Origin of the sequence: Marinobacter alkalisoli (assembly GCF_045449795.1) — a bacterium.
Lineage (GTDB): Bacteria > Pseudomonadota > Gammaproteobacteria > Pseudomonadales > Oleiphilaceae > Marinobacter.
In genome coordinates this window covers 57,386-78,046 of record NZ_JBJJLB010000015.1, presented here as the reverse complement: position 1 = coordinate 78,046, position 20,661 = coordinate 57,386, and the positions used below count along the sequence as shown (strand labels likewise).

Genomic DNA, 20,661 nt, shown 5'->3' with positions numbered 1-20,661 from the left:
TCTCTATGAGTGTCATCGTGTCAGATCGTCGCACACTGGTCGTGGGGCTCGGTAAAACCGGGCTTTCCTGCGTGCGCTATCTGTGCGGGCAGGGGCGCGAAATTGCCGTGGCTGACAGTCGTCAAAATCCGCCGGGTCTGGACGAGCTGACGTCCGGTTGGCCAGACGTGCCGGTACAAACCGGACCGTTCGATGAGCAGTGGTTTGCCGGCTTCAATGAGCTGGTGGTCAGCCCCGGGGTCAGTGTGGAAACGCCTGCCATCCGGGCGGCGGTGGCCGGGGGTGCGAAGATCCGCGGCGATATCGATCTGTTTGCCGAAGCGGCGGATGCTCCCATTGTTGCCATTACCGGCTCCAACGGTAAAACCACGGTCACCACGTTGCTGGGTGAGATGGCCAGGGCGGCGGGGCGCGGGGTCGAAGTGGGCGGTAATATCGGTACCCCGGCACTGGACCTGTTGGGGCGTCAGGCTGATCTGTATGTGCTGGAACTCTCCAGCTTCCAACTGGAAACGACCGATGAGTTGAATGCCCTGGCGGCCACGGTACTGAATGTCAGTGACGACCACATGGACCGTTATCCGTCCAAGATGGCCTACTTCCAGGCCAAACAACGTATTTTCCGGGGCTGCCAGAACGCCATTGTGAATCTGGACGATGCCCTGAGCACGCCGATGGCACGGGATAACCTGAGGTTCCTGTGCTTCGGTTTTCACCGAGTGAATCCGGATACGTTCAGTACCCGTGACGATGATCAGGGCACCTGGATCACCTTCGGTTTTGACAACCTGTTGCTGGCGGAAGAGCTCAAACTCCTGGGCCGCCACAATATCAGCAACGTCATGGCTGCGCTGGCGTTGGGGCAGGCGGCTGGTTTGCCCATGGAAACCATGTTGACGGTGGCGCGGGAGTTTCGTGGCCTGCCGCATCGGTGTGAGTTCGTGCGCCGGGTCAATGATGTGGATTACATCAACGACTCCAAGGGCACCAACGTTGGCGCTACGGCCGCGGCTATTGACAGCCTGGTCCCGGCGGACGGGAAAATTGTTCTGATCGCCGGTGGCGATGGCAAGGGGGCTGACTTTTCGCCACTTGAAGTGCCGGTCACCCTGCATTGCCGCGCGGTGGTGCTGATCGGCCGGGATGCCAACCGCATTGCTGAAAACATTGGAACGGCGGCGGCGATTGCGCATGCGGAAACCATGGCGGACGCGGTTGTCCAGGCGGCAGCCCTGGCTCAGCCAGGGGATCGGGTATTGTTGTCCCCGGCCTGTGCGAGTTTTGACATGTTCCGCGACTACAGCGATCGCGGGGATCAGTTCCGGCAACAAGTGGAGGGGCTGTGATGCAGACTGATTTCACACTCCCAAGCCGGCAGCAGTTGTTCAGTGATCTGCGACCACTGCCACTGCTGATCCTCAGTTCCGTGGCCCTGCTGGTCATGGGGGTGGTCATGATCTCCTCTGCCTCCATGGATATAGCCGCGGAAACCGTCGGCAACAGCTACCACTATGTGATCCGGCAATTGATTTTCGCCGGTATCGGGTGCTTTCTGGCTCTGGTGGCGGTGAATGTCCCTGTATCTTGGTGGGAGCGTAGCGGATGGCTTCTGCTCGGTGTCGGCTTGCTGGTACTGGTGCTGGTACTCACCCCCCTGGGGCGGACCGTCAACGGCTCCACTCGATGGATCCCGTTCGGACTGTTCAATGTCCAGGTGTCGGAAGTGGCCAAACTGTGTCTGATCGCCTACCTGGCCGGGTATGTGGTTCGGCGCCGTGATGAATTGCTGAACACCTGGCCAGGCTTTCTCAAACCCCTGGTCGTGTTGGCTGTGGCTTCGATGTTGCTGGTTATTCAGCCGGATTTCGGCGCCACGGTGGTACTGGTGAGCGCGGCTGCCGGCATGATTTTCCTGAGTGGTGTCCGGCTGACCCGGTTTATACCGCTGATCGGGACCCTGGTGGTTCTTGGTGTGGTGTTGGTGGTAACCCAGCCGTATCGCCTCAAGCGGGTGGTCAGCTATCTCGACCCCTGGAAAGATCAGTTTGACACCGGCTATCAGTTGACCCAGTCACTGATCGCCTTCGGGCGCGGTGAGTGGGCTGGCGTCGGTCTGGGAAACTCGGTGCAGAAGCTGTTCTATCTGCCGGAGGCTCACACGGATTTCATCTTCGCCATCATTGCCGAGGAGTTCGGTTTGATGGGATCGCTGGTTGTACTGGCGCTGTTTACGGTTCTGGTGGTAACGGGCTTCGTGATTGCCCGTCGCGCCGAGTTGGCCAATATGCCATTTGCCGCGTGTTTCTCCTACGGCATTACGCTACTGATTGGTCTGCAGGCCGGAATCAACATGGCGGTGAGTACCGGATTGTTGCCGACCAAAGGGCTGACCCTGCCGCTGGTCAGTTACGGCGGATCGAGCCTGATGATTACCTGCATCTCCCTGGGCATCCTGGCGCGCGTGGAAATGGAACGCCTGGATCGGGAGCGGCTGGCACGGGAAAAAACCGGAAAGCGGGTCAGGGGAGGCGCAGTGTATGACTGACAAGCGTCGTTTTCTGATGATGGCCGGCGGCACCGGTGGGCATGTGTTCCCGGCACTGGCGACCGCACGGGCTCTGCAGCAAAAGGGCCACGAGGTGTTCTGGCTCGGCTCCGCGGGTGGTATGGAAGAGCGTCTGATCGACGAAACCGACATTCCGCTGTCGCTGGTTCACGTCTCCGGGCTACGGGGCAAAGGCAAGCTGGCGTTGCTGGCAGCGCCTTTCCGGCTGATGCGCGGTCTAGGCGAAGCCTTCACCGTCATTCGCAGAATCCGGCCCGATTGTGTGGTCGGCATGGGTGGTTTCGTCACCGGGCCCGGGGGGCTCGCCGCGTGGCTGAACCGTATCCCGCTGGTGATCCATGAGCAGAATGCCGTGGCCGGTATGACCAACCGTCTACTGGTGCGTTTCGCCGAAACCGTTCTGGAAGCGTTCCCGGGCAGCTTCGGTGACAAGGTCGTGACTCGCTGTACCGGTAATCCTGTACGGCAGGATCTGGCGGAACTGGCCGCGCCGGAGCAGCGGATGGCGCAGCGGGAAGGGCCACTGCGTTTGCTGGTGGTCGGTGGCAGCCTGGGTGCGCAGGTTTTTAACCAGCAGGTGCCCGAGGCCCTGGCGAAACTCCCGCAAGCCGAACGGCCAGTGGTGCGACACCAGTGTGGTGAAAAACATGCGGATGCTGCCCGGGATGCCTATGAGCAAAGTGGGGTTGAGGCGTCCGTGGAACCGTTTATCAAGGATATGGCGGAAGCCTACAGCTGGGCGGATCTGGTGTTGTGTCGCTCCGGCGCCCTGACCGTATCAGAGCTCTGTGTGGCGGGCCTGGGGGCGATCCTGGTGCCTTTCCCCCATGCCGTGGACGATCACCAGACCATGAATGGCCAGCACATGGTAAGCGCTCAGGCGGCGGTTCTTGTTCCGCAGCCGAAGCTGAACCCGCAATCGCTGGCGGAAACGTTACGGGACCTGTCGAACGACCGGTCCCGGGTACTGAACATGGCGAAGGCTGCGCGATCGCTGGCCCGCCCGGATGCAACGGAGAGAGTCGTGAATTACTGTCTGGAGGCCGCCAATGGCTGACTCAACAAACCCGCCGCTGGTCTATCAGGTGCCGGAAATGCGCCGTATTCGTCATATCCATTTTGTGGGTATTGGCGGTGCCGGCATGAGCGGTATTGCCGAGGTCCTCAAGAACCAGGGCTACGACGTGTCGGGTTCTGATATTCGCGAAGGCGCGGTGACCGACCGGCTGAAGGCCATGGGCGTTGAAGTCCACATCGGCCACCGGGAGTCGAACAGCGCCAAGGCAGATGTCGTGGTGGTATCCACTGCCGTATCCGGTGATAACCCGGAAGTGGCAGCGGCCCGCAGCCGGCGGGTGCCGATTGTGCCCCGTGCCGAGATGCTGGCGGAAATCATGCGCTATCGCCATGGTATTGCGGTGGCGGGCACTCACGGTAAAACCACCACCACCAGCCTGATTGCCTCGGTACTGGGCGAAGCCGGGCTGGATCCCACCTTTGTGATCGGTGGCAAGCTGAACAGCGCCGGCACCAACGCCCAATTGGGCGGTTCCCGATATCTGGTGGCAGAGGCGGACGAAAGCGACGCGTCTTTCCTTCACCTGACGCCGGTTATCTCGGTGGTAACGAACATCGAAGCCGATCACATGGACACATACGGTGGTGATGTCGAGCGCCTGAAACAGACTTTCGTCGATTTCCTGCACAACCTGCCGTTCTACGGCGTTGCGGTGATGTGTGTGGACGATGGCTACGTGCGGGAGATCATCCCACGCATCTCCAGGGCGATTATTACCTATGGCATCGACAACCCGGAAGCGGATTACCGTGCTGAACAGATCAGCTCCGACGGCTTGCGTACCCACTTCCTGGTGCGCCGGCCGGGTGGCCGGGCGGACCTGCAGGTGGAACTGAAGATGCCGGGCCGTCACAACGTACTGAATGCCCTGGCGGCCATTGCGGTAGCCACTGATGAGGGTGTTGATGACGCGGCTATTTGTAGCGGATTGGCCGGATTTGCAGGCGTGGGCCGACGGTTCCAGGTGTATGGCGACTATCAGACCCCCAACGGCAACATCACGCTGGTGGACGATTACGGTCATCACCCGACCGAAGTGGAAGCGGTTATTCGCGCAGCGCACGATGCCTGGCCCGAGCGTCGTCTGGTAATGCTTTACCAGCCTCACCGTTACACCCGTACCCGGGATCTTTACGAAGATTTCGTACGGGTGCTGTCGGAGGTGGACGGACTGTTGCTGATGGATGTGTATTCCGCTGGCGAGCCCGCGATTCCCGGAGCCGATGGCCGGGCTCTGTGCCGCAGCATTCGTCAGCGCGGGAATGTGGAGCCGGTGTTTGTGGAAGACAACAGTGAAATTGAACAGTTGCTGGCCAATACCTTGCGGGACGGGGATCTGCTGATTACCCAGGGTGCCGGGGATATTGGCGGCGTTGCTGCCCGCCTCGCGGCGGCAGGAGTGATTGCCAGTGAGTGATGCAAAGCGCATGGATACACAGGGTTATCAGGCGGCGCCGGAAACCGTGCGGGCGCTCGGTCGCGTGGCTGTGTTCATGGGTGGTGATTCCGCGGAGCGGGAAGTGTCCCTGAAAAGCGGGAACGCGGTCCTGGCCGCGCTGCAGTCCGCCGGCGTCGACGCCTACGGCGTTGACGTCAAGGGGTGCCTGTTGCGTACGGTGGACAGCCCGGAGTTTGATCGGGTGTTCATTGCACTTCATGGCCGTGGCGGTGAAGACGGAACCCTGCAGGCGATTCTGTCCCAGGCTGGTATTCCCTACACCGGCAGCGAAATGCTGGCTTCCGCTCTGGCGATGGACAAGCTGCGCACCAAATACGTGTTTGAGGGTTGCGGTCTGCCGACGCCAAAGTTTCGCGCCATGGGAGCGGTGAGTGAAGTCGACGACATTCTGCGGAACCTGTCGTTGCCCCTGAGCGTCAAGCCATCCCGTGAGGGATCGAGCATTGGCATTCGCAAGGTGACCAATCGCGACGAACTGGTGGAAGCCTATCAGGAGGCTTGCACGCTGGACTCGCTGGTACTGGTGGAAGAGTGGGTTGAAGGTCCGGAGTTTACGGTCAGCCTGCTGCAGGACCAGGCGCTGCCAGCCATCGGGTTGAGCACCGATCATGTGTTCTACGACTACGAGGCAAAGTACGAGGCGGACGACACCCGTTATCGCATTCCCTGTGGCCTTGATCCGGAGACTGAACTGGAGTTGCAGCATCTGGCCCTGGACGCTTTCCGGGTCGTTGGCTGTCGCACCTGGGGGCGAGTGGACATCATGCAGGACCGCGATGGCGGTTTCTGGTTGCTGGAAGTCAACACCGTTCCGGGGATGACGGATCACAGCCTGGTCCCCATGGCCGCAAGAGCGGCGGGTATCAGCTTTGAAGAACTGGTTGTACGGATTCTCAAGGACACCCTGGAGGACAGCCATGCTTGACAGCCTTCTGATCCGGAGCCGGGCGGTACCGCCCGATCCCCCTCGGCGGCGGGGGGCAACGACCCTGGGGCCAGAGCGGAACCGGTTCGGATTGTTGAAGGCAGTGCTGGCGGCCGTGCCCTGGCTACAGGTTGGTATGGGCGCCGCGATTGTTCTGGCAGCGGCGATGGTGCCCTGGGGGACCAGCCAGGTGCTGAGCGCGATGGATCGCCAGATCATGGGTATTGATGTGACCGGCACCCTGGTGGGCGAGAGTCGCACCGACCTGGAGCGTAAGGCGGGTGACTGGATTGGCAAGAGTTTCTTCGCCACGGATCTGTCTGAAATCAAGAGCTCTCTCGAGCGGCGTCCGTGGGTGGAATCGGCAGCCGTGCGTCGGGTCTGGCCGGATCGGCTGGAAATCGAGATTCGCGAAAAGAAGCCACTGGCTTACTGGAACGCAGATCGGCTGGTGAGTCGTGCCGGCGAATTGTTTTCTCCGGACAACCCGGAAGTGGCAGGCAGGTTACCCAGGCTTGCCGGACCGGATGAGCGGGTCAAGGACGTGATTCGCATGGCTCGAACCATGAGCGATACCTTGACGGGGCATGGCCTTGGTTTTGCTGGCCTGACTCTGGAACAACGGGGCGCCTGGACCCTCAGCCTGGCCAACGGCATTGAAGTGGTGCTGGGGCGTGATCAGGTGGAAGAGCGCTTTGCGCGTTTTCTTACAGTGTATGAAAACCGGCTGATTTCCCGTGCGGATGAAGTCAGTCGGGTGGATGCCCGCTACACCAATGGTGTGGCGGTGAAGTGGAAGTCGGAAGCGTCTGGCTCCGGAAAAAAATCATAGCAACGTCAAATTCAGACCTACGGTTTGGTGAAACACATGTCATCGGTTGAAACGGAAAACATGATTGTCGGCCTCGATATCGGAACCTCGAAGGTGGTTGCGATTGTCGGCAAGCGCAAGATGGACGGGACCATTGAGGTGGTGGGCATCGGCTCGCACCCGTCACGGGGGCTGAAGCGTGGTGTGGTGGTGAATATCGAAACCACCGTGCAAGCCATCCAGCGCGCGGTTGAAGAAGCCGAACTCATGGCGGGGTGTCGGATTCACTCGGTGTATGCCGGCATTGCTGGCAGTCACATCAAGAGTCTCAACTCCCACGGCATTGTCGCCATCCGTGACCGGGAAGTGACCCAGGCGGATATCGACCGGGTGATTGACGCGGCTCAGGCGGTGGCCATTCCGGCGGACCAGAAAATCCTGCACATACTGCCGCAGGAGTTCGTCATCGATAGCCAGGAAGGCATCAAGGAGCCCATGGGCATGTCCGGCGTGCGTCTGGAAGCCAAGGTGCATCTGGTGACCTGTGCCGTGAATGCCGCCCAGAACATTGAGAAGTGTGTGAAGCGCTGCGGCCTGGAGGTGGATGACATCATTCTGGAGCAGCTGGCGTCGAGCCACGCCATCCTGACGGAAGATGAAAAAGAGTTGGGCGTGTGTGTGGTTGATATTGGTGGCGGCACCACCGACATCGCCGTGTTCACCGGCGGTGCGATTCGTCACACCGCGGTGATTCCCATTGCCGGGGATCAGGTCACCAATGACATTGCCATGGCCCTGCGCACACCCACGCAGAATGCCGAAGAAATCAAGATCAAGTATGCCTGCGCACTGACCCAACTGGCCGGTGCGGATGAAACCATCAAGGTGCCCAGTGTCGGAGACCGCGCACCGCGGGACCTGTCGCGTCAGGCCCTGGCGGAAGTGGTTGAGCCCCGCTACGAGGAGCTTTTCACCCTCGTGCAGTCGGAGCTGAGACGGTCCGGATTCGAGGATCTGATTCCCGCAGGCATCGTGATTACAGGCGGTTCCTCCACCATGGAAGGGGTGGTGGAGCTGGCCGAAGAGATCTTCCACATGCCGGTAAGGCTGGCCTGTCCGCAGGCGGTCTCCGGTATGACGGAAGTGGTCAACAATCCGATCTACGCCACCGGCGTGGGGTTGTTGATTCATGGTTTCCGCCAGATGGATCTGGGGCGGACGCCGGTGCTCAAGGGTGAAGACGCACCCTCGCTGTTGGAGCGCATGAAAGCCTGGTTTACCGGTCACTTCTGACGGTTCCGGGGTAGCAGTAAACGAAGGTATCTCGAAAACACAATCTCGAACAAACAGCCTGGAACAAGGCTGAAAACAGCACGAAGGAGTAGGGGAATGTTTGAACTCGTCGATAATGTCCAGCAAAACGCTGTCATTAAAGTAGTGGGTGTAGGTGGTGGCGGTGGTAACGCCGTACGCCACATGCTTAACAGTGACATTGAAGGTGTGGAGTTCATCTGCGCCAATACCGATGCCCAGGCACTGACCGACCTGGATGCACGCCAGATCATCCAGCTTGGTGGTAACATCACCAAGGGGCTGGGTGCCGGCGCCAATCCGGAGGTAGGGCGTCAGTCCGCTCTGGAGGACCGTGACCGCATTGCCGAGTCGCTTAAAGGCGCCGACATGGTCTTTATTACCGCGGGCATGGGCGGTGGCACCGGGACCGGTGCGGCGCCTGTTGTGGCCGAGGTGGCCCGTGAAATGGGTATCCTGACCGTTGCCGTGGTCACCAAGCCGTTTATGTTTGAGGGCGGCAAGCGCATGAGTGTGGCAGAGGCCGGGCTCAAGGAGCTGGAAGAAACGGTTGACTCGCTGATCACCATTCCCAATGAAAAGCTGTTGGCGGTCATGGGCAAGAAAACCAGCCTGCTGGATGCTTTCGGTTCCGCCAACGATGTTTTGCTTGGGGCAGTTCAGGGGATCGCTGACCTGATTACCCGTAACGGTATGATCAACGTCGACTTTGCCGACGTGAAGACGGTGATGTCCGAGATGGGCAACGCCATGATGGGGACTGCACGTGCCACTGGCGAGAACCGCGCCCGCGAAGCGGCCGAAGCCGCTGTGCGCAGCCCGTTGCTGGAAGATATCAACCTGCAGGGCGCCAAGGGCATTCTGGTCAACATCACCGCTGGCATGGACCTCAACCTGGGCGAGTTCTCCGAGGTTGGCGACATTGTGCGTGAGTTTGCATCGGATTCCGCAACTGTGGTTGTCGGCACGGTGATTGATCCGGAGATGACTGACGAACTGAAGGTTACCGTGGTCGCGACCGGCCTGGGCGGTGACCGTGAGAAGCCGACCAAGGTGGTGGATAACACCCGTACCCTGGATGGCACAACCGATTACAATCAGCTCGATAGGCCTGCAGTGCTGCGTCGGCGCGCGGTTGCCCATGGTAATGTGGCTGTTGACCAGAGCAAAGAAAGCGAAGAGCAGGGGGTCGACTATCTCGATATTCCCGCATTCCTTCGCCGTCAGGCTGATTGATAATCTGTCTCAACTGTGATCCGGAAACGGTTTTCTGGAGTACTTGAGAGCCGACGGCCCGGATTGAACGTGGGCTGATTGCTGTGTTGGCTTATTGTAAATTTAAGGCAAAGCCACACTGGTTAAATGGTACTCAGTCTTACTTTCTGATATTCTCCGGGCAGATTTTTGCCTAGAATATCGCCAATTTGTGACGGAATGATGAACCGATGATCAGACAACGGACACTTAAAAACACTATCCGTGCGACCGGTGTAGGCTTGCATTCAGGGGAGAAGGTCTATTTGACCCTGAAGCCCGCGCCTGTTGATTCAGGGATCATTTTCCGCAGAACGGACCTGGACCCGATGGTCGAGATTCGCGCCTGCGCGGAAAATGTGGGTGAGACCATGCTGTCCACGACGCTGGTAAAAAACGGTGTCCGTGTGGCAACAGTAGAGCATCTGCTGTCGGCCATGGCTGGTCTCGGGATTGATAACTGTTTTGTGGAGCTCAGCGCTGCCGAGGTACCCATTATGGACGGCTCCGCCGGTCCGTTTGTGTTCCTTCTGCAGTCTGCCGGCATTGCCGAGCAGGAAGCCGCCAAGCGGTTTATCCGCATCAAGCGCGAAGTGACCATTGAAGAAGACGACAAGAAGGCCACCTTCCTGCCGTTTGAAGGCTTCAAGGTCAGCTTCGGGATTGACTTTGATCACCCCGTGTTCAAGGGGCGCGCCCAGACCGCGACCGTTGACTTCTCCAGCACGTCGTTCGTGAAGGAAGTCAGCCGCGCACGCACCTTCGGTTTCATGCGTGATATCGAAAAGCTGCGGGCGATGAATCTGGCGCTGGGTGGCAGTGTGGATAATGCCATTGTGGTTGATGACTACAAGATTCTTAACGAAGACGGCCTTCGTTACGATGACGAGTTCGTCAAACACAAGGTGCTGGACGCCATTGGCGACCTGTACCTGCTGGGCAACAGCCTGATTGGCGAGTTCCGCGGCATCAAGTCCGGTCATGACCTGAACAACAAGCTGCTGCGCAAGCTCAGGGCGGAAGAGGATGCCTGGGAAGTGGTGACCTTCGACGACGAGGCCACTGCCCCGATTTCCTATATGAAACCTGTGCTGGCGGCCCAGGCTTAAAGCAGGACGCTTTAATCCCGGACGTGGCTTGCGAGTTTTTCGAGAACCTCGCGTAATTGTTTGTCCTTCGTGTGCCCGGCTTCTTCCTTAAGGAGTCGGGCATTTTCTTTGCTCAGGGGTGTCTTTTCCACTTTGGGTTTTTCGCGGAAACGCGGTGGGGCTACTTTTACCCTCAGCTTCCAGACAAAGCGGAACAGTTCTTCCTTCCTGAGATTCTCCATGATCTCGTGCTGACGGAAGCGTATCTGGCTGGCGGTGCCGCCGGTTTCTGCTGACAGTACCAGCTCTCCTTCCTGGCAACTGACAAATCGGGTGCCGGTCGCCAGATGGTTCGGTAACGCCGCCAGTACCACGGCCTCAGCTTGCTGGTGGAGCTCGGCCTTGCTCATCAGTTCGCGAAGCACGGGGGCCCGGCGGAAGGTTTCCGGGGTCATTTTGGTGTCAGAGGTCTTTTTCATGGCCGCAGTTTTTCTCGACGACTCCGGTTACGATTGGTTACACTTCGGCACGGTTTGCGCGCAGTGCCTGTATTACACTCCTTTTACATTGTCTCATGTGTATATGTCCACGGGCGGCTGCGAGTAATTAAATACGTAGTTGTTGCTAAGGATAGCAGGCCCGGCCAGAACGTCTGAGGCGCAACACTACAGGATCAGGTTGCGGCTCTTCTATGAAACCAGAAGACGATATGAATATAATTTTCGTTGGCAAGCACCACGGAAAATCACGAGTGGTCGCAGTAAATGCCCCGGTTGCAGCCGGTCTGGTGTTGGTTGTGCTTGCTCTGCTGGCATTGGCGGGCTGGTCCGGTTACCGGGTTGCTGTCAGTCAGGCAGAAGCGGCAAAGCCTTCACCTTCGGAGCTGGTGGTTGAATGGAAAACCAAACTCAAAAACCAGAAATCCGAGCTTGCCCAGATAGAGCACAATGTTCAGCAGCAGATTGATGCGCTGACCTTACGTCTGGGCGAAATGCAGGGCCGCTTGCTACGGCTGGATGCCTTGGGCCAGCGATTCGTGGAGTCTGGCCTGGTAGCCAGCGATGAGTTTGATTTTGATCAGCCAGCCGCCGTGGGTGGGCCGGAGGATGATGGGCTTTCTGGTGATTCTTTTACCGCTCCGGAGCTCACGAGCATGATTGACCAACTGTCGCGGCTTATTGATGATCGGGAGCAGCAGCTGCGTCTGCTGGATCAGGTGGCTTCCCGCAAGAAGCTTGAAGATGAGCTGTTTGTTGAGGGGCGCCCGATTACCTGGGGCTGGTTGTCATCCCGCTATGGGTACCGTTCTGACCCTTTCACCGGCAAGCGTACCTGGCATTCCGGGGTTGACCTGGCCGGCAAGGACGGCAGCGATATCATTGCGGTCGCAGGTGGTGTCGTGACGTACGCTGACAAACGTTACGGGTACGGCAACCTGGTGGAGGTCGATCACGGTGACGGTCTGGTGACCCGCTACGCTCACGCCAAGTCCATCAAGGTAGAAGTGGGTGATGTGGTGCAGAAGGGGCAGGTGGTCGCGCTGATGGGGAGCACCGGCCGATCCACTGGTCCGCACGTTCATTTCGAAGTGATCCGTAACGGCAAATCCGAAAATCCGGAAACCTATATCCAGCGCGCCAGTCGCTGACATCGCCTTTACGGGGGTGAATCCAGCCCCCGCGCCTTTTCCTTTGTAAACCACTCCCGTAATATCAGAGCGTTACCACGGACGGGGGCGTATCATGGGTGCAATTCGCGCTGGTGTGAGCCCTGCCTTTTGTACTGTCGGCAAATAAGGTTAGAATGCCGGCTTCCTCCGATTAATCAAAGAAGCAGTGGTCTATGTTCACAAAGCTTGCAACGAAGATGTTCGGCAGTAAAAACGCCAGAGAAATCAAGAGAATGCGCAAAACAGTCATGCGCGTTAATGAACTTGAGGAGCAGTTTGGCAATTTGTCCGATTCCGAGTTGCAAGGCAAGACCGCAGAGTTCCGCCGTCGCCTTCATGACGGTGAAAAGCTTGACGCCATCTTGCCAGAAGCCTTTGCCACCGTCCGTGAGGCCAGTCGCCGGGTGATGGGTATGCGTCACTACGATGTCCAGCTCATTGGCGGCATTACCCTGCACGAAGGCCACATCGCCGAAATGAAGACCGGTGAGGGTAAAACCCTGGTGGCAACGGCTTCTGTATATCTGAACTCGCTGTCCGGCAAGGGCGTGCATCTGGTTACCGTAAACGACTATCTGGCCCGCCGTGACGCCGAGTGGATGGGTAAGCTCTATCGGTTCCTCGGCCTGCAGGTGGGTGTTGTGGTGGCCGGCCAGACCCCGGAAGAAAAGCGTGCGGCATACCAGGCGGACATCACCTACGGTACCAACAACGAATTCGGCTTTGATTACCTGCGTGACAACATGGCGTTCAGCACTGAGGACAAAGTCCAGCGCGGTCTGCACTATGCCATTGTGGATGAGGTGGACTCCATCCTCATTGATGAAGCCCGTACCCCGCTGATCATCTCCGGCGCGGCTGAGGACAGTTCCAGGCTTTACCAGGCCATCAATACCCTGATTCCCAATCTGGAAATGGGCGAGGTCAGCGAAGAGGAAGGCGAGCCCAGCGGTGATTTCACCATCGATGAGAAATCCCGCCAGGTGGAGCTCACCGAGGGTGGCCATGAAAAAGTCGAAGAACTGCTGCTCGAGCGGGGCCTGCTGAAGGAAGGCGAAAGCCTGTACTCCGCTGCCAATCTGAGCCTGTTGCACCATGTGCACTCGGCCCTGCGTGCCCACCACCTGTTCCAGAAAGACGTTGACTACATTGTTCAGGGTGACCAGGTGGTTATCGTCGACGAGCATACCGGCCGGACCATGCCCGGACGTCGCTGGAGCGAAGGGCTGCATCAGGCGATTGAGGCCAAGGAAGGGGTGCGTATCCAGGCCGAGAGCCAGACCCTGGCCTCCACGACCTTCCAGAACTATTTCCGTCTGTACGACAAGCTGGCGGGCATGACCGGCACCGCCGATACCGAAGCCTTCGAATTCCGCCAGATCTATGGCCTTGATGTGGTGGTGATTCCGCCCAACAAGCCGATTCAGCGTATTGACTACAACGATCTGATCTATCTGACGCAGGAAGAGAAGTTCCACGCCATCATCGATGAGATCAAGGATGTCACGGCGGAAGGTCGCCCCATTCTGGTGGGTACCGCCTCAATCGAAGCGTCTGAGCTGTTGTCCATGCTGCTCAAAAAGGCACGTATCGACCACAAGATCCTCAACGCCAAACAGCACGAAAGTGAAGCACAGATTATTGCCCAGGCCGGCCGCCCGGGCGCGGTGACCATCGCCACCAACATGGCGGGTCGTGGTACCGACATCGTGCTGGGTGGTAACTGGGAATTCGAGGTCGCGGGGCTGGATAATCCGACCGAGGAAGAGATTGCCCGCCTCAAGGCGGAATGGACTGAGCGCCATAACCAGGTGCTGGACGCAGGTGGCCTTCATATCATCGGTACCGAGCGTCATGAGTCTCGCCGGATCGACAACCAGCTGCGTGGCCGTGCCGGTCGCCAGGGTGATCCGGGCTCCTCCCGTTTCTTCCTGTCCCTGGAAGATAACCTGATGCGTATCTTTGCCCCGGATCGGGTCAAGAGCCTGATGCAGGCCATGGGCATGAAGAAAGGTGAGGCGATTGAGCACCGGATGGTGACCAACGCCATTGAAAAATCCCAGCGCAAGGTTGAAGGCCGCAACTTTGATATGCGGAAAACCCTGCTGGAGTATGATGACGTTGCCAATGACCAGCGTACGGTCATTTACGAGCAGCGCAACGAAGTCATGTCCTCGGAAGACATTTCCGACATGATTAACACCATTCGCGAGGATGTCGTGGATGCGTTGATCAGTGAATACATTCCGCCGCAGAGCATGCCCGAGCAATGGGATGTGGCGGGTCTTGAGTCCCAGCTGCAGTCTGAAATGGCCATTGATCTGCCGATTCAGAAGTGGCTGGATGAAGACAGCAAGCTGTATGAAGAGAACCTGCGCCAGAAGGTTCTTGATGCCATCGTGGGTGAGTACAAGGCCAAGGAAGAGGTTGCCGGTTCCGAATCCATGCGCAAGTTCGAGAAGCAGGTCTTCCTGCAGGTGCTGGATACGCTCTGGAAAGAGCACCTTTCGAACATGGATCACCTGCGTCGCGGTATTCACCTGCGTGGCTATGCCCAGAAGAACCCGAAGCAGGAATACAAGCGTGAGGCCTTCAACCTGTTTGAAACCATGCTTGAAACAATGAAGCGGGATGTCACCCGTGTGCTCAGCCATGTGCGCGTTCAGAGCCGGGAAGAGATGGAAGAGGTTGAGCGTCGTCGCAAGCAGGAACTGGAGCAGGAGCTGGCGAGAGCCAAGCTGCAGCATGAAGAAACCAGCGCCACAGCGCAGAAGCAGAACGAAGACGACCAGGGGCGTAACCAGCAGGGGACACCGGATACCTTCGTTCGACAGGAGCGCAAGGTGGGTCGAAACGAGCCTTGTCCCTGCGGGTCTGGCAAGAAGTACAAGCAGTGTTGCGGTAAGGTCAGTTAACTACCCGGCAACATCGCAGTGAACCGGATGACCCGCACCTGATACTGTCAGGCTGCGGGTTTTTTGTTAAACAGTGACGGATTTGAATACGTTGAGGAGAGGCCGTATGGCGGTAGGTCCCGGTACCTTGCCCGAATTTTTCCCGATCGCCGGTGTCAGGCTTGGCATTGGCAGTGCAGGCATCAAGAAGCCGGGGCGCAAGGACCTGGTGGTCTTTGAGCTGGCTCCCGGAAGCCGCGTGGCTGGGATATTTACCCAAAACCAGTTTTGCGCGGCTCCGGTGACCGTAAGTCGTCAACATCTGGCCCAGGGTGCGCCACGATATCTCCTGATTAACACCGGGAATGCCAACGCCGGTACCGGTGAGCGGGGCATGAAAGATGCGCTGGCCTGCTGCCAGGCATTGGCGGATACGGTCGGGGTAGATGCCTCAGCAGTACTGCCGTTCTCCACTGGTGTGATCGGAGAGCCGCTGCCGGTGGACAAGATCGTCTCGGCCTTGCCAGCCACCGTTGGGGATACCGATGAGAACCACTGGGCGGAAGCAGCGTCCGGTATCATGACCACCGACACCCGCCCCAAGGGAGCGTCCTGCCAGGTGGATCTGGACGGCCACACGGTATCGATTTCTGGCATCAGCAAAGGCGCCGGCATGATTCGTCCCAACATGGCGACCATGCTGGGTTTCATTGCCACCGATGCGAGAATTGCTCCGGATGCGTTGGCGTCACTGGCTTCCGAGCTGGGAGAGAAGTCCTTCAACCGCATCACCATTGATGGCGACACCTCCACCAATGATGCGTGCATGCTGATTGCCAGTGGCCAAAACAGCGGTCCGGAAATCACATCAGACAGCCCGCTGCTGCCCAAGCTCCGCGAGGCGTTGCGGCAGGTGTATCTGGATCTGGCCCACGCCATCGTGCGTGACGGCGAGGGCGCCACCAAGTTCGTTACTATCGAAGTCAGTCAGGCGGCAAGTCAGCAGGAGGCCCTGGACGTTGCCTACACCGTTGCCCACTCGCCGCTGGTCAAGACCGCGCTGTTTGCTTCCGACCCCAACTGGGGGCGGATTCTTGCGGCGGTTGGTCGCGCCGGAGTAGAGGGGCTGGATCTCAACGCCCTGGAAATCTACCTCGATGACGTCTGTCTCGTTCGCAATGGGGGGCGCGCAGATGATTATTCCGAAGAACGCGGGCAGGCAGTGATGGACCGTGAGGACATCACCATTGCTATCGACCTCAAGCGGGGAACGGTCATGGAGCGGGTCTGGACCTGCGATTTCTCCCACGATTACGTCACCATCAACGCAGAATACCGTACCTGAACCATGGCACTTACTGAAATCCACGTTGCTGTAGCGGTGATCATTCGCGAAGGCCGGGTGCTGATCGCGCGCCGCCCGGACCACGTCCATCAGGGCGGGCTTCTGGAGTTCCCCGGTGGCAAGGTTGAGCCCGGTGAAACGGTGCAGCAGGCCCTGGCCCGGGAGATTCAGGAAGAGACCGGTCTCCAGGTGCCTTTAGAGTCCCTGAGCCCGGTTATTGCTGTTCGCCATGATTACGGTGACAAGCGGGTCTTTCTCGATGTCTGGCGCACCGAAGCCGCCATTGGCGAGGCGGAAGGTCGGGAAGGCCAGCCGGTTCAATGGCGGTCGGTGGCTGAACTCCGGGATGAAGATTTTCCGGCTGCCAACCGGCCGATTATCCGCGCGATCAAGCTGCCGTCATGGCTGGCGATTACCGGGGAATACCGGGTGCCAGCGGACATACTGAACCAGTTTCAGGAGCGCATCCGCATGACCCGGCCGGAGCTTGTGGTCCTGCGCGCTCCGAAGCTGAATGCCACCGAATACCAGGCGGTTGCCCGCGATCTGGTGATGGTTGGTCGTGATCAGGGAGTGGAAATCCTGCTTCACGGCGCCGCTGACCGGTTGGAGATGGTGCCTGAAGCTGCGGGCGTGCATCTGCCATGGCGTGAAGCCGGCGAGTGTGGGCATCGCTCGATTCCGGCTGACAAATGGCTGGGGGTGTCCTGCCACAATAACGCTGAAGTCAGCCACGCAGTAGCCATAGGGGCGGACTATGTCACCCTCGGTCCGGTCTCGCCGACGCCTTCCCACCCTGGTGCCCCGGCCATGGGGTGGGAGTCCTTCCGTCAGCAGGTGGCCGTCGCCCAGGTGCCGGTATACGCCCTCGGGGGACTCACGCCGGATGACCGTAACGTTGCGACCGGGCTGGGTGCACAAGGTATTGCCGGCATCAGCCTCTGGTGGCCCGGGATCTGACGATTGTCAGGTCGTTGGGAGGTCGGCTTCTGTTATCATGGAGTCTCTGAGATTCTTTCCAATTATCGCATTGCCGGATAACCGGACACAGGAGAAAGCGTGAGCAAGCTGACCCACCTGGATGAGAAAGGCGAAGCCCGGATGGTGGATGTGACCGCCAAGGACGTGACCGAGCGTGAGGCCCGCGCCGAGGCCCTGATACGAATGTCGCCACAGACGCTCGCGATGATTGTGGATGGTCAGCATCCGAAAGGGGATGTACTGGCGGTTGCCCGTATTGCCGGCATCATGGCGGCAAAAAAGACCCATGACCTGATCCCGCTCTGCCATTCGCTGAACCTTTCATCGGTCAAGGTGGAACTGACGCCGGGGGAAGATGGTGCATCCGTACATATCGCCACGTTCTGTAAGCTCGCTGCTCAGACTGGCGTCGAGATGGAAGCACTCACTGCAGCCAGCGTAGCGGCCCTGACCCTGTACGATATGTGCAAGGCCGTTGATCGCGGCATGGTGATAGACCAGGTTCGCCTGCTTGAAAAGAAAGGTGGTCGCAGTGGCCACTGGTCCGCATTGCCGTCGGGATCGTAAGTCCGTAAATATCCATTACGCTGGAAGCGACGGTGCAGAGACTACGCCAAGAGGGCGCCCACGTGATAGAATGCGCGGCCCGATTGATTGAACCACGAGGAAACACTGTGGCTGTTCGTTACATCCAGACCTGCCGGCTGCCTACACCGTTCGGGGTCTTCGACATGCACGGCTTCGAAGAGCCGGACACCGGAAAGGAACACGTGGCTCTGACCTTGGGTGATCTGAACAGCGATGAGCCGATGCTGGCACGTACCCACTCCGAATGCCTGACTGGCGATGCCCTCTACAGCATGCGGTGTGACTGCGGCTATCAGTTGGAAGAAGCGTTACGCAGTATTGCCCGCGAAGGCCGTGGCATCCTGATGTACCTGCGCCAGGAAGGCCGTGGCATCGGGTTGCTGAACAAGATTCGCGCCTACCACCTCCAGGATCAGGGCGCGGACACCGTTGAGGCTAACGAGAAGCTGGGCTTTGCCGCGGATCTGCGTGATTACAGCATGTGCAAGGACATGCTGGAGCACCTGGGCATCAAGAGCCTCAGGCTGATGACCAACAACCCGCGTAAAGTGGATGCTCTGACGTCTTACGGCATCGATATCACCGAACGGGTGCCGTTACACGTTGGCCGTAACCCCCACAATGAGCATTACCTCAACACCAAGCAGAGCAAGCTGGGCCACTGGTTTGAGACCCATCAGGACGACGATCCGCAAGAATAAAGCGACCGTGCTCAACCGGGGTGCCTTTTAACAGGGTGTGCCGGTTGGGCGGTTGGTTACTTGACCGCTTTCAGGGTCTGGTGCCGAAGCCGCTCCAGGCGCATTTCAATTGAGCGGCGAATGCCGTCTGCATCCAGCCCGCAGTCACTGAGCAATTCCCCGTGCTTGCCATGATCGATAAAGCTGTCCGGCAGCCCCAGTTGCAGGACCGGCTGGCTGACGTCGTGCGCGTTGAGAAACTCAGTAACGGCACTGCCGGCGCCACCGGCGATGCTGTTTTCTTCCAGGGTGACCAGCAGCTCGTGGCGTTCGGCCAGTGACAGGATCAGCTCTTCATCCAGGGGCTTTACGAACCGCATATCCGCCACGGTCGCTCCCAGGGCCTCGGCTGCCTCGAGCGCCGGCGTCAGTAAGGTGCCGAAATTGAGAATGGCGACACCCTTTCCTTCCTTCACCATGCGTCCCTCACCAATGGGCAGGGGGGTTAACGCTTCGACGATGTCCGCTCCCGGCCCGGTTCCCCTTGGGTAGCGCACAGCGGCCGGCCCCTGGAACATCAGGCCGGTATGAAGCAGTTGCCGGGTTTCATTCTCATCGGACGGTGTCATTACCAGCATATTGGGAATACAGCGCAGGTAGCTGATATCAAAGGATCCGGCGTGGGTCGGGCCGTCCTCGCCGACCAGGCCGGCGCGATCAATGGCAAACAGCACATCCAGGTTCTGGATGGCCACATCATGGATCAGCTGGTCGTAGGCGCGCTGAAGGAAGGTGGAGTAAATGGCGACCACCGGTTTCGCACCATCACAGGCCAGACCGGCAGCCAGGGTCACGGAGTGTTGCTCGGCAATGGCCACGTCGTGGTAGCGATCCGGGAAGCGTTCGGAGAACGCCAGCAGGTCCGACCCTTCGCACATGGCCGGGGTAATGCCGACGACCCGCTCATCCTGTTCCGCCGCATCGCACAACCATTGACCGAACACATTGGCGTACTTGGGCCTGGACGGCTTTGGTTTTACCGGTTCCGGTTTACTGGCGGGCACCGGCTCAATCTTGTTGATGGCGTGGTAGCCGATCGGATCGGCCTCGGCCGGAGCAAAGCCCTTTCCCTTGGTCGTTACCACATGGAGAAATTGCGGGCCGTCGAGCTCGCGGATGTTCTCCAGGGTCTCGATCAACAGGGGCAGATCGTGCCCATCGATCGGGCCAATGTAGTTGAAGCCCAGCTCCTCGAAGAGTGTGCCCGGGGCGATCATGCCCTTGAAGTGTTCTTCGGTCTTCTTCGCCAGCGCCATCAGGTGGGGCGCGCCCTGAAGGACCTTCTTGCTGCTGTCCCGCACCTGGTTGTAGGTACGGCTGGCCAGCAGCTTGGCAAAGTAGTTGGACAGCCCGCCAACGTTGCGGGAAATGGACATGTCATTGTCGTTCAGCACAACCAGCATGTCGGCATGCAGGTGACCGGCGTGGTTCAGTGCCTCGAAGGCCATGCCGGCCGTCATTGCGCCGTCGCCAATAACCGCAATGCTCTTGCGTCCGGTATTCTGCATGCGGGCGGCCATGGCCATGCCCAGGGCAGCACTGATGGACGTACTGGAATGCCCCACACCGAAGGTGTCGTATTCGCTTTCAGCGCGCTTGGGGAAACCCGCCAGTCCGCCCTTGCGGCGAATGCTGCCCATCTGCCCGCGGCGGCCGGTCAGGATCTTGTGGGGGTAGGCCTGGTGACCCACATCCCAGACCAGACGGTCCTCCGGGGTATTAAAGACATAGTGCAGGGCAACGGTCAGTTCGAGTACACCCAGCCCCGCGCCGAAATGGCCGCCAGTCTGGCCAACGGACCACAGCAGAAACGCCCGCAGCTCGCGGGCCAGTTGCGTCAACTGCTCGGCCGGCAGTTCGCGTAACTGGTCCGGAGTATCGATCCTGTCCAGTAGCGGCGTATTGGGCCGCTGTGGCGGGATTTCCTTGAATATGTATGTGTCCTGCATCTG

Annotated in this window: 17 protein-coding genes; 15 read left to right on the top strand and 2 right to left on the bottom strand. The window is 59.1% G+C overall.

What is annotated here, in order from left to right; genetic code table 11:
* Positions 1 to 5: 5 nt before the first annotated feature.
* The 9 genes from murD (at position 6) to lpxC (ending at position 10,513) form a co-directional block, all read left to right on the top strand.
* Positions 6 to 1,346, top strand: a complete 1,341-nt coding sequence (murD, locus tag ACJO3M_RS04460) for a UDP-N-acetylmuramoyl-L-alanine--D-glutamate ligase (protein ID WP_407000055.1) — start codon at positions 6 to 8, stop codon at positions 1,344 to 1,346.
* Positions 1,346 to 2,545, top strand: coding sequence for a putative lipid II flippase FtsW (gene ftsW / locus ACJO3M_RS04455; protein ID WP_407000053.1), 1,200 nt, complete (start codon positions 1,346 to 1,348; stop codon positions 2,543 to 2,545). Before murD ends, ftsW begins: the two co-directional genes overlap by 1 nt.
* Positions 2,538 to 3,623, top strand: a complete 1,086-nt coding sequence (gene murG, locus ACJO3M_RS04450; RefSeq protein WP_407000051.1) for an undecaprenyldiphospho-muramoylpentapeptide beta-N-acetylglucosaminyltransferase — start codon at positions 2,538 to 2,540, stop codon at positions 3,621 to 3,623. The genes ftsW and murG overlap by 8 nt, the downstream gene beginning before the upstream one ends.
* The gene (gene murC / locus ACJO3M_RS04445) at positions 3,616 to 5,061 is read left to right on the top strand and encodes a UDP-N-acetylmuramate--L-alanine ligase (RefSeq protein WP_407000049.1); all 1,446 of its coding nucleotides are present in this window, start codon (positions 3,616 to 3,618) and stop codon (positions 5,059 to 5,061) included. Before murG ends, murC begins: the two co-directional genes overlap by 8 nt.
* Positions 5,062 to 5,071: 10 nt before the next feature.
* Positions 5,072 to 6,028, top strand: a complete 957-nt coding sequence (locus ACJO3M_RS04440; RefSeq protein ID WP_407000098.1) for a D-alanine--D-alanine ligase — start codon at positions 5,072 to 5,074, stop codon at positions 6,026 to 6,028.
* Positions 6,021 to 6,860 carry a cell division protein FtsQ/DivIB gene (locus ACJO3M_RS04435; RefSeq protein ID WP_407000047.1) on the top strand — a complete coding sequence of 280 codons (840 nt, stop codon included), beginning with the start codon at positions 6,021 to 6,023 and terminating at the stop codon, positions 6,858 to 6,860. Before ACJO3M_RS04440 ends, ACJO3M_RS04435 begins: the two co-directional genes overlap by 8 nt.
* A 36-nt stretch (positions 6,861 to 6,896) precedes the next feature.
* On the top strand, positions 6,897 to 8,132 hold the full coding sequence (ftsA, locus tag ACJO3M_RS04430; protein ID WP_213479051.1) for a cell division protein FtsA: 1,236 nt from the start codon (positions 6,897 to 6,899) through the stop codon (positions 8,130 to 8,132).
* A gap of 96 nt (positions 8,133 to 8,228) precedes the next feature.
* The gene (gene ftsZ / locus ACJO3M_RS04425) at positions 8,229 to 9,386 is read left to right on the top strand and encodes a cell division protein FtsZ (protein ID WP_407000045.1); all 1,158 of its coding nucleotides are present in this window, start codon (positions 8,229 to 8,231) and stop codon (positions 9,384 to 9,386) included.
* A gap of 209 nt (positions 9,387 to 9,595) precedes the next feature.
* A complete protein-coding gene (gene lpxC, locus ACJO3M_RS04420) occupies positions 9,596 to 10,513 on the top strand; it encodes a UDP-3-O-acyl-N-acetylglucosamine deacetylase (protein ID WP_406986027.1) in 918 nt (305 codons plus the stop codon).
* A gap of 11 nt (positions 10,514 to 10,524) precedes the next feature.
* On the opposite strand, the gene ACJO3M_RS04415 is transcribed toward lpxC, so the two are convergent.
* Positions 10,525 to 10,971, bottom strand: coding sequence for a DciA family protein (locus tag ACJO3M_RS04415; RefSeq protein ID WP_407000043.1), 447 nt, complete (start codon positions 10,969 to 10,971; stop codon positions 10,525 to 10,527).
* Between the two features lie 212 nt (positions 10,972 to 11,183).
* Between ACJO3M_RS04415 and ACJO3M_RS04410 the strand changes: the two genes are divergently transcribed.
* The 6 genes from ACJO3M_RS04410 (at position 11,184) to ribA (ending at position 18,670) form a co-directional block, all read left to right on the top strand.
* Positions 11,184 to 12,140 (top strand): M23 family metallopeptidase, encoded by a 957-nt coding sequence (locus ACJO3M_RS04410; protein ID WP_407000041.1) that lies wholly within the window; start codon positions 11,184 to 11,186, stop codon positions 12,138 to 12,140.
* Between the two features lie 194 nt (positions 12,141 to 12,334).
* The gene (secA, locus tag ACJO3M_RS04405) at positions 12,335 to 15,076 is read left to right on the top strand and encodes a preprotein translocase subunit SecA (RefSeq protein WP_407000039.1); all 2,742 of its coding nucleotides are present in this window, start codon (positions 12,335 to 12,337) and stop codon (positions 15,074 to 15,076) included.
* A 106-nt stretch (positions 15,077 to 15,182) separates the two neighbouring features.
* Positions 15,183 to 16,400: a bifunctional glutamate N-acetyltransferase/amino-acid acetyltransferase ArgJ gene (argJ, locus tag ACJO3M_RS04400; RefSeq protein WP_407000037.1), complete on the top strand. Its 1,218-nt coding sequence runs from the start codon at positions 15,183 to 15,185 to the stop codon at positions 16,398 to 16,400.
* A 3-nt stretch (positions 16,401 to 16,403) separates the two neighbouring features.
* Positions 16,404 to 17,360, top strand: a complete 957-nt coding sequence (locus ACJO3M_RS04395; protein WP_407000035.1) for a Nudix family hydrolase — start codon at positions 16,404 to 16,406, stop codon at positions 17,358 to 17,360.
* Between the two features lie 99 nt (positions 17,361 to 17,459).
* Positions 17,460 to 17,948, top strand: coding sequence for a cyclic pyranopterin monophosphate synthase MoaC (moaC, locus tag ACJO3M_RS04390; protein WP_407000033.1), 489 nt, complete (start codon positions 17,460 to 17,462; stop codon positions 17,946 to 17,948).
* A gap of 107 nt (positions 17,949 to 18,055) precedes the next feature.
* Positions 18,056 to 18,670 (top strand): GTP cyclohydrolase II, encoded by a 615-nt coding sequence (ribA, locus tag ACJO3M_RS04385; protein WP_406986044.1) that lies wholly within the window; start codon positions 18,056 to 18,058, stop codon positions 18,668 to 18,670.
* Positions 18,671 to 18,726: 56 nt separating this feature from the next.
* Here ribA and dxs read toward each other — a convergent pair whose 3' ends face one another.
* Positions 18,727 to 20,658, bottom strand: a complete 1,932-nt coding sequence (gene dxs / locus ACJO3M_RS04380; RefSeq protein ID WP_407000031.1) for a 1-deoxy-D-xylulose-5-phosphate synthase — start codon at positions 20,656 to 20,658, stop codon at positions 18,727 to 18,729.
* Between the last annotated feature and the right edge of the window lie 3 nt (positions 20,659 to 20,661).

Excerpts from the sequence above, each read along its gene's own strand:
- ACJO3M_RS04440 (WP_407000098.1), top strand. The coding sequence starts at position 5,072 with ATGGATACACAGGGTTATCAGGCGGCGCCGGAAACCGTGCGGGCGCTC.
- secA (WP_407000039.1), top strand. The coding sequence starts at position 12,335 with ATGTTCACAAAGCTTGCAACGAAGATGTTCGGCAGTAAAAACGCCAGA.
- argJ (WP_407000037.1), top strand. The coding sequence starts at position 15,183 with ATGGCGGTAGGTCCCGGTACCTTGCCCGAATTTTTCCCGATCGCCGGT.
- lpxC (WP_406986027.1), top strand. The coding sequence starts at position 9,596 with ATGATCAGACAACGGACACTTAAAAACACTATCCGTGCGACCGGTGTA.
- murC (WP_407000049.1), top strand. The coding sequence starts at position 3,616 with ATGGCTGACTCAACAAACCCGCCGCTGGTCTATCAGGTGCCGGAAATG.
- ACJO3M_RS04415 (WP_407000043.1), bottom strand. The coding sequence starts at position 10,971 with ATGAAAAAGACCTCTGACACCAAAATGACCCCGGAAACCTTCCGCCGG.
- ftsZ (WP_407000045.1), top strand. The coding sequence starts at position 8,229 with ATGTTTGAACTCGTCGATAATGTCCAGCAAAACGCTGTCATTAAAGTA.
- dxs (WP_407000031.1), bottom strand. The coding sequence starts at position 20,658 with ATGCAGGACACATACATATTCAAGGAAATCCCGCCACAGCGGCCCAAT.
- ACJO3M_RS04395 (WP_407000035.1), top strand. The coding sequence starts at position 16,404 with ATGGCACTTACTGAAATCCACGTTGCTGTAGCGGTGATCATTCGCGAA.
- ftsA (WP_213479051.1), top strand. The coding sequence starts at position 6,897 with ATGTCATCGGTTGAAACGGAAAACATGATTGTCGGCCTCGATATCGGA.
- ftsW (WP_407000053.1), top strand. The coding sequence starts at position 1,346 with ATGCAGACTGATTTCACACTCCCAAGCCGGCAGCAGTTGTTCAGTGAT.
- ACJO3M_RS04410 (WP_407000041.1), top strand. The coding sequence starts at position 11,184 with ATGAAACCAGAAGACGATATGAATATAATTTTCGTTGGCAAGCACCAC.
- murG (WP_407000051.1), top strand. The coding sequence starts at position 2,538 with ATGACTGACAAGCGTCGTTTTCTGATGATGGCCGGCGGCACCGGTGGG.
- murD (WP_407000055.1), top strand. The coding sequence starts at position 6 with ATGAGTGTCATCGTGTCAGATCGTCGCACACTGGTCGTGGGGCTCGGT.
- ACJO3M_RS04435 (WP_407000047.1), top strand. The coding sequence starts at position 6,021 with ATGCTTGACAGCCTTCTGATCCGGAGCCGGGCGGTACCGCCCGATCCC.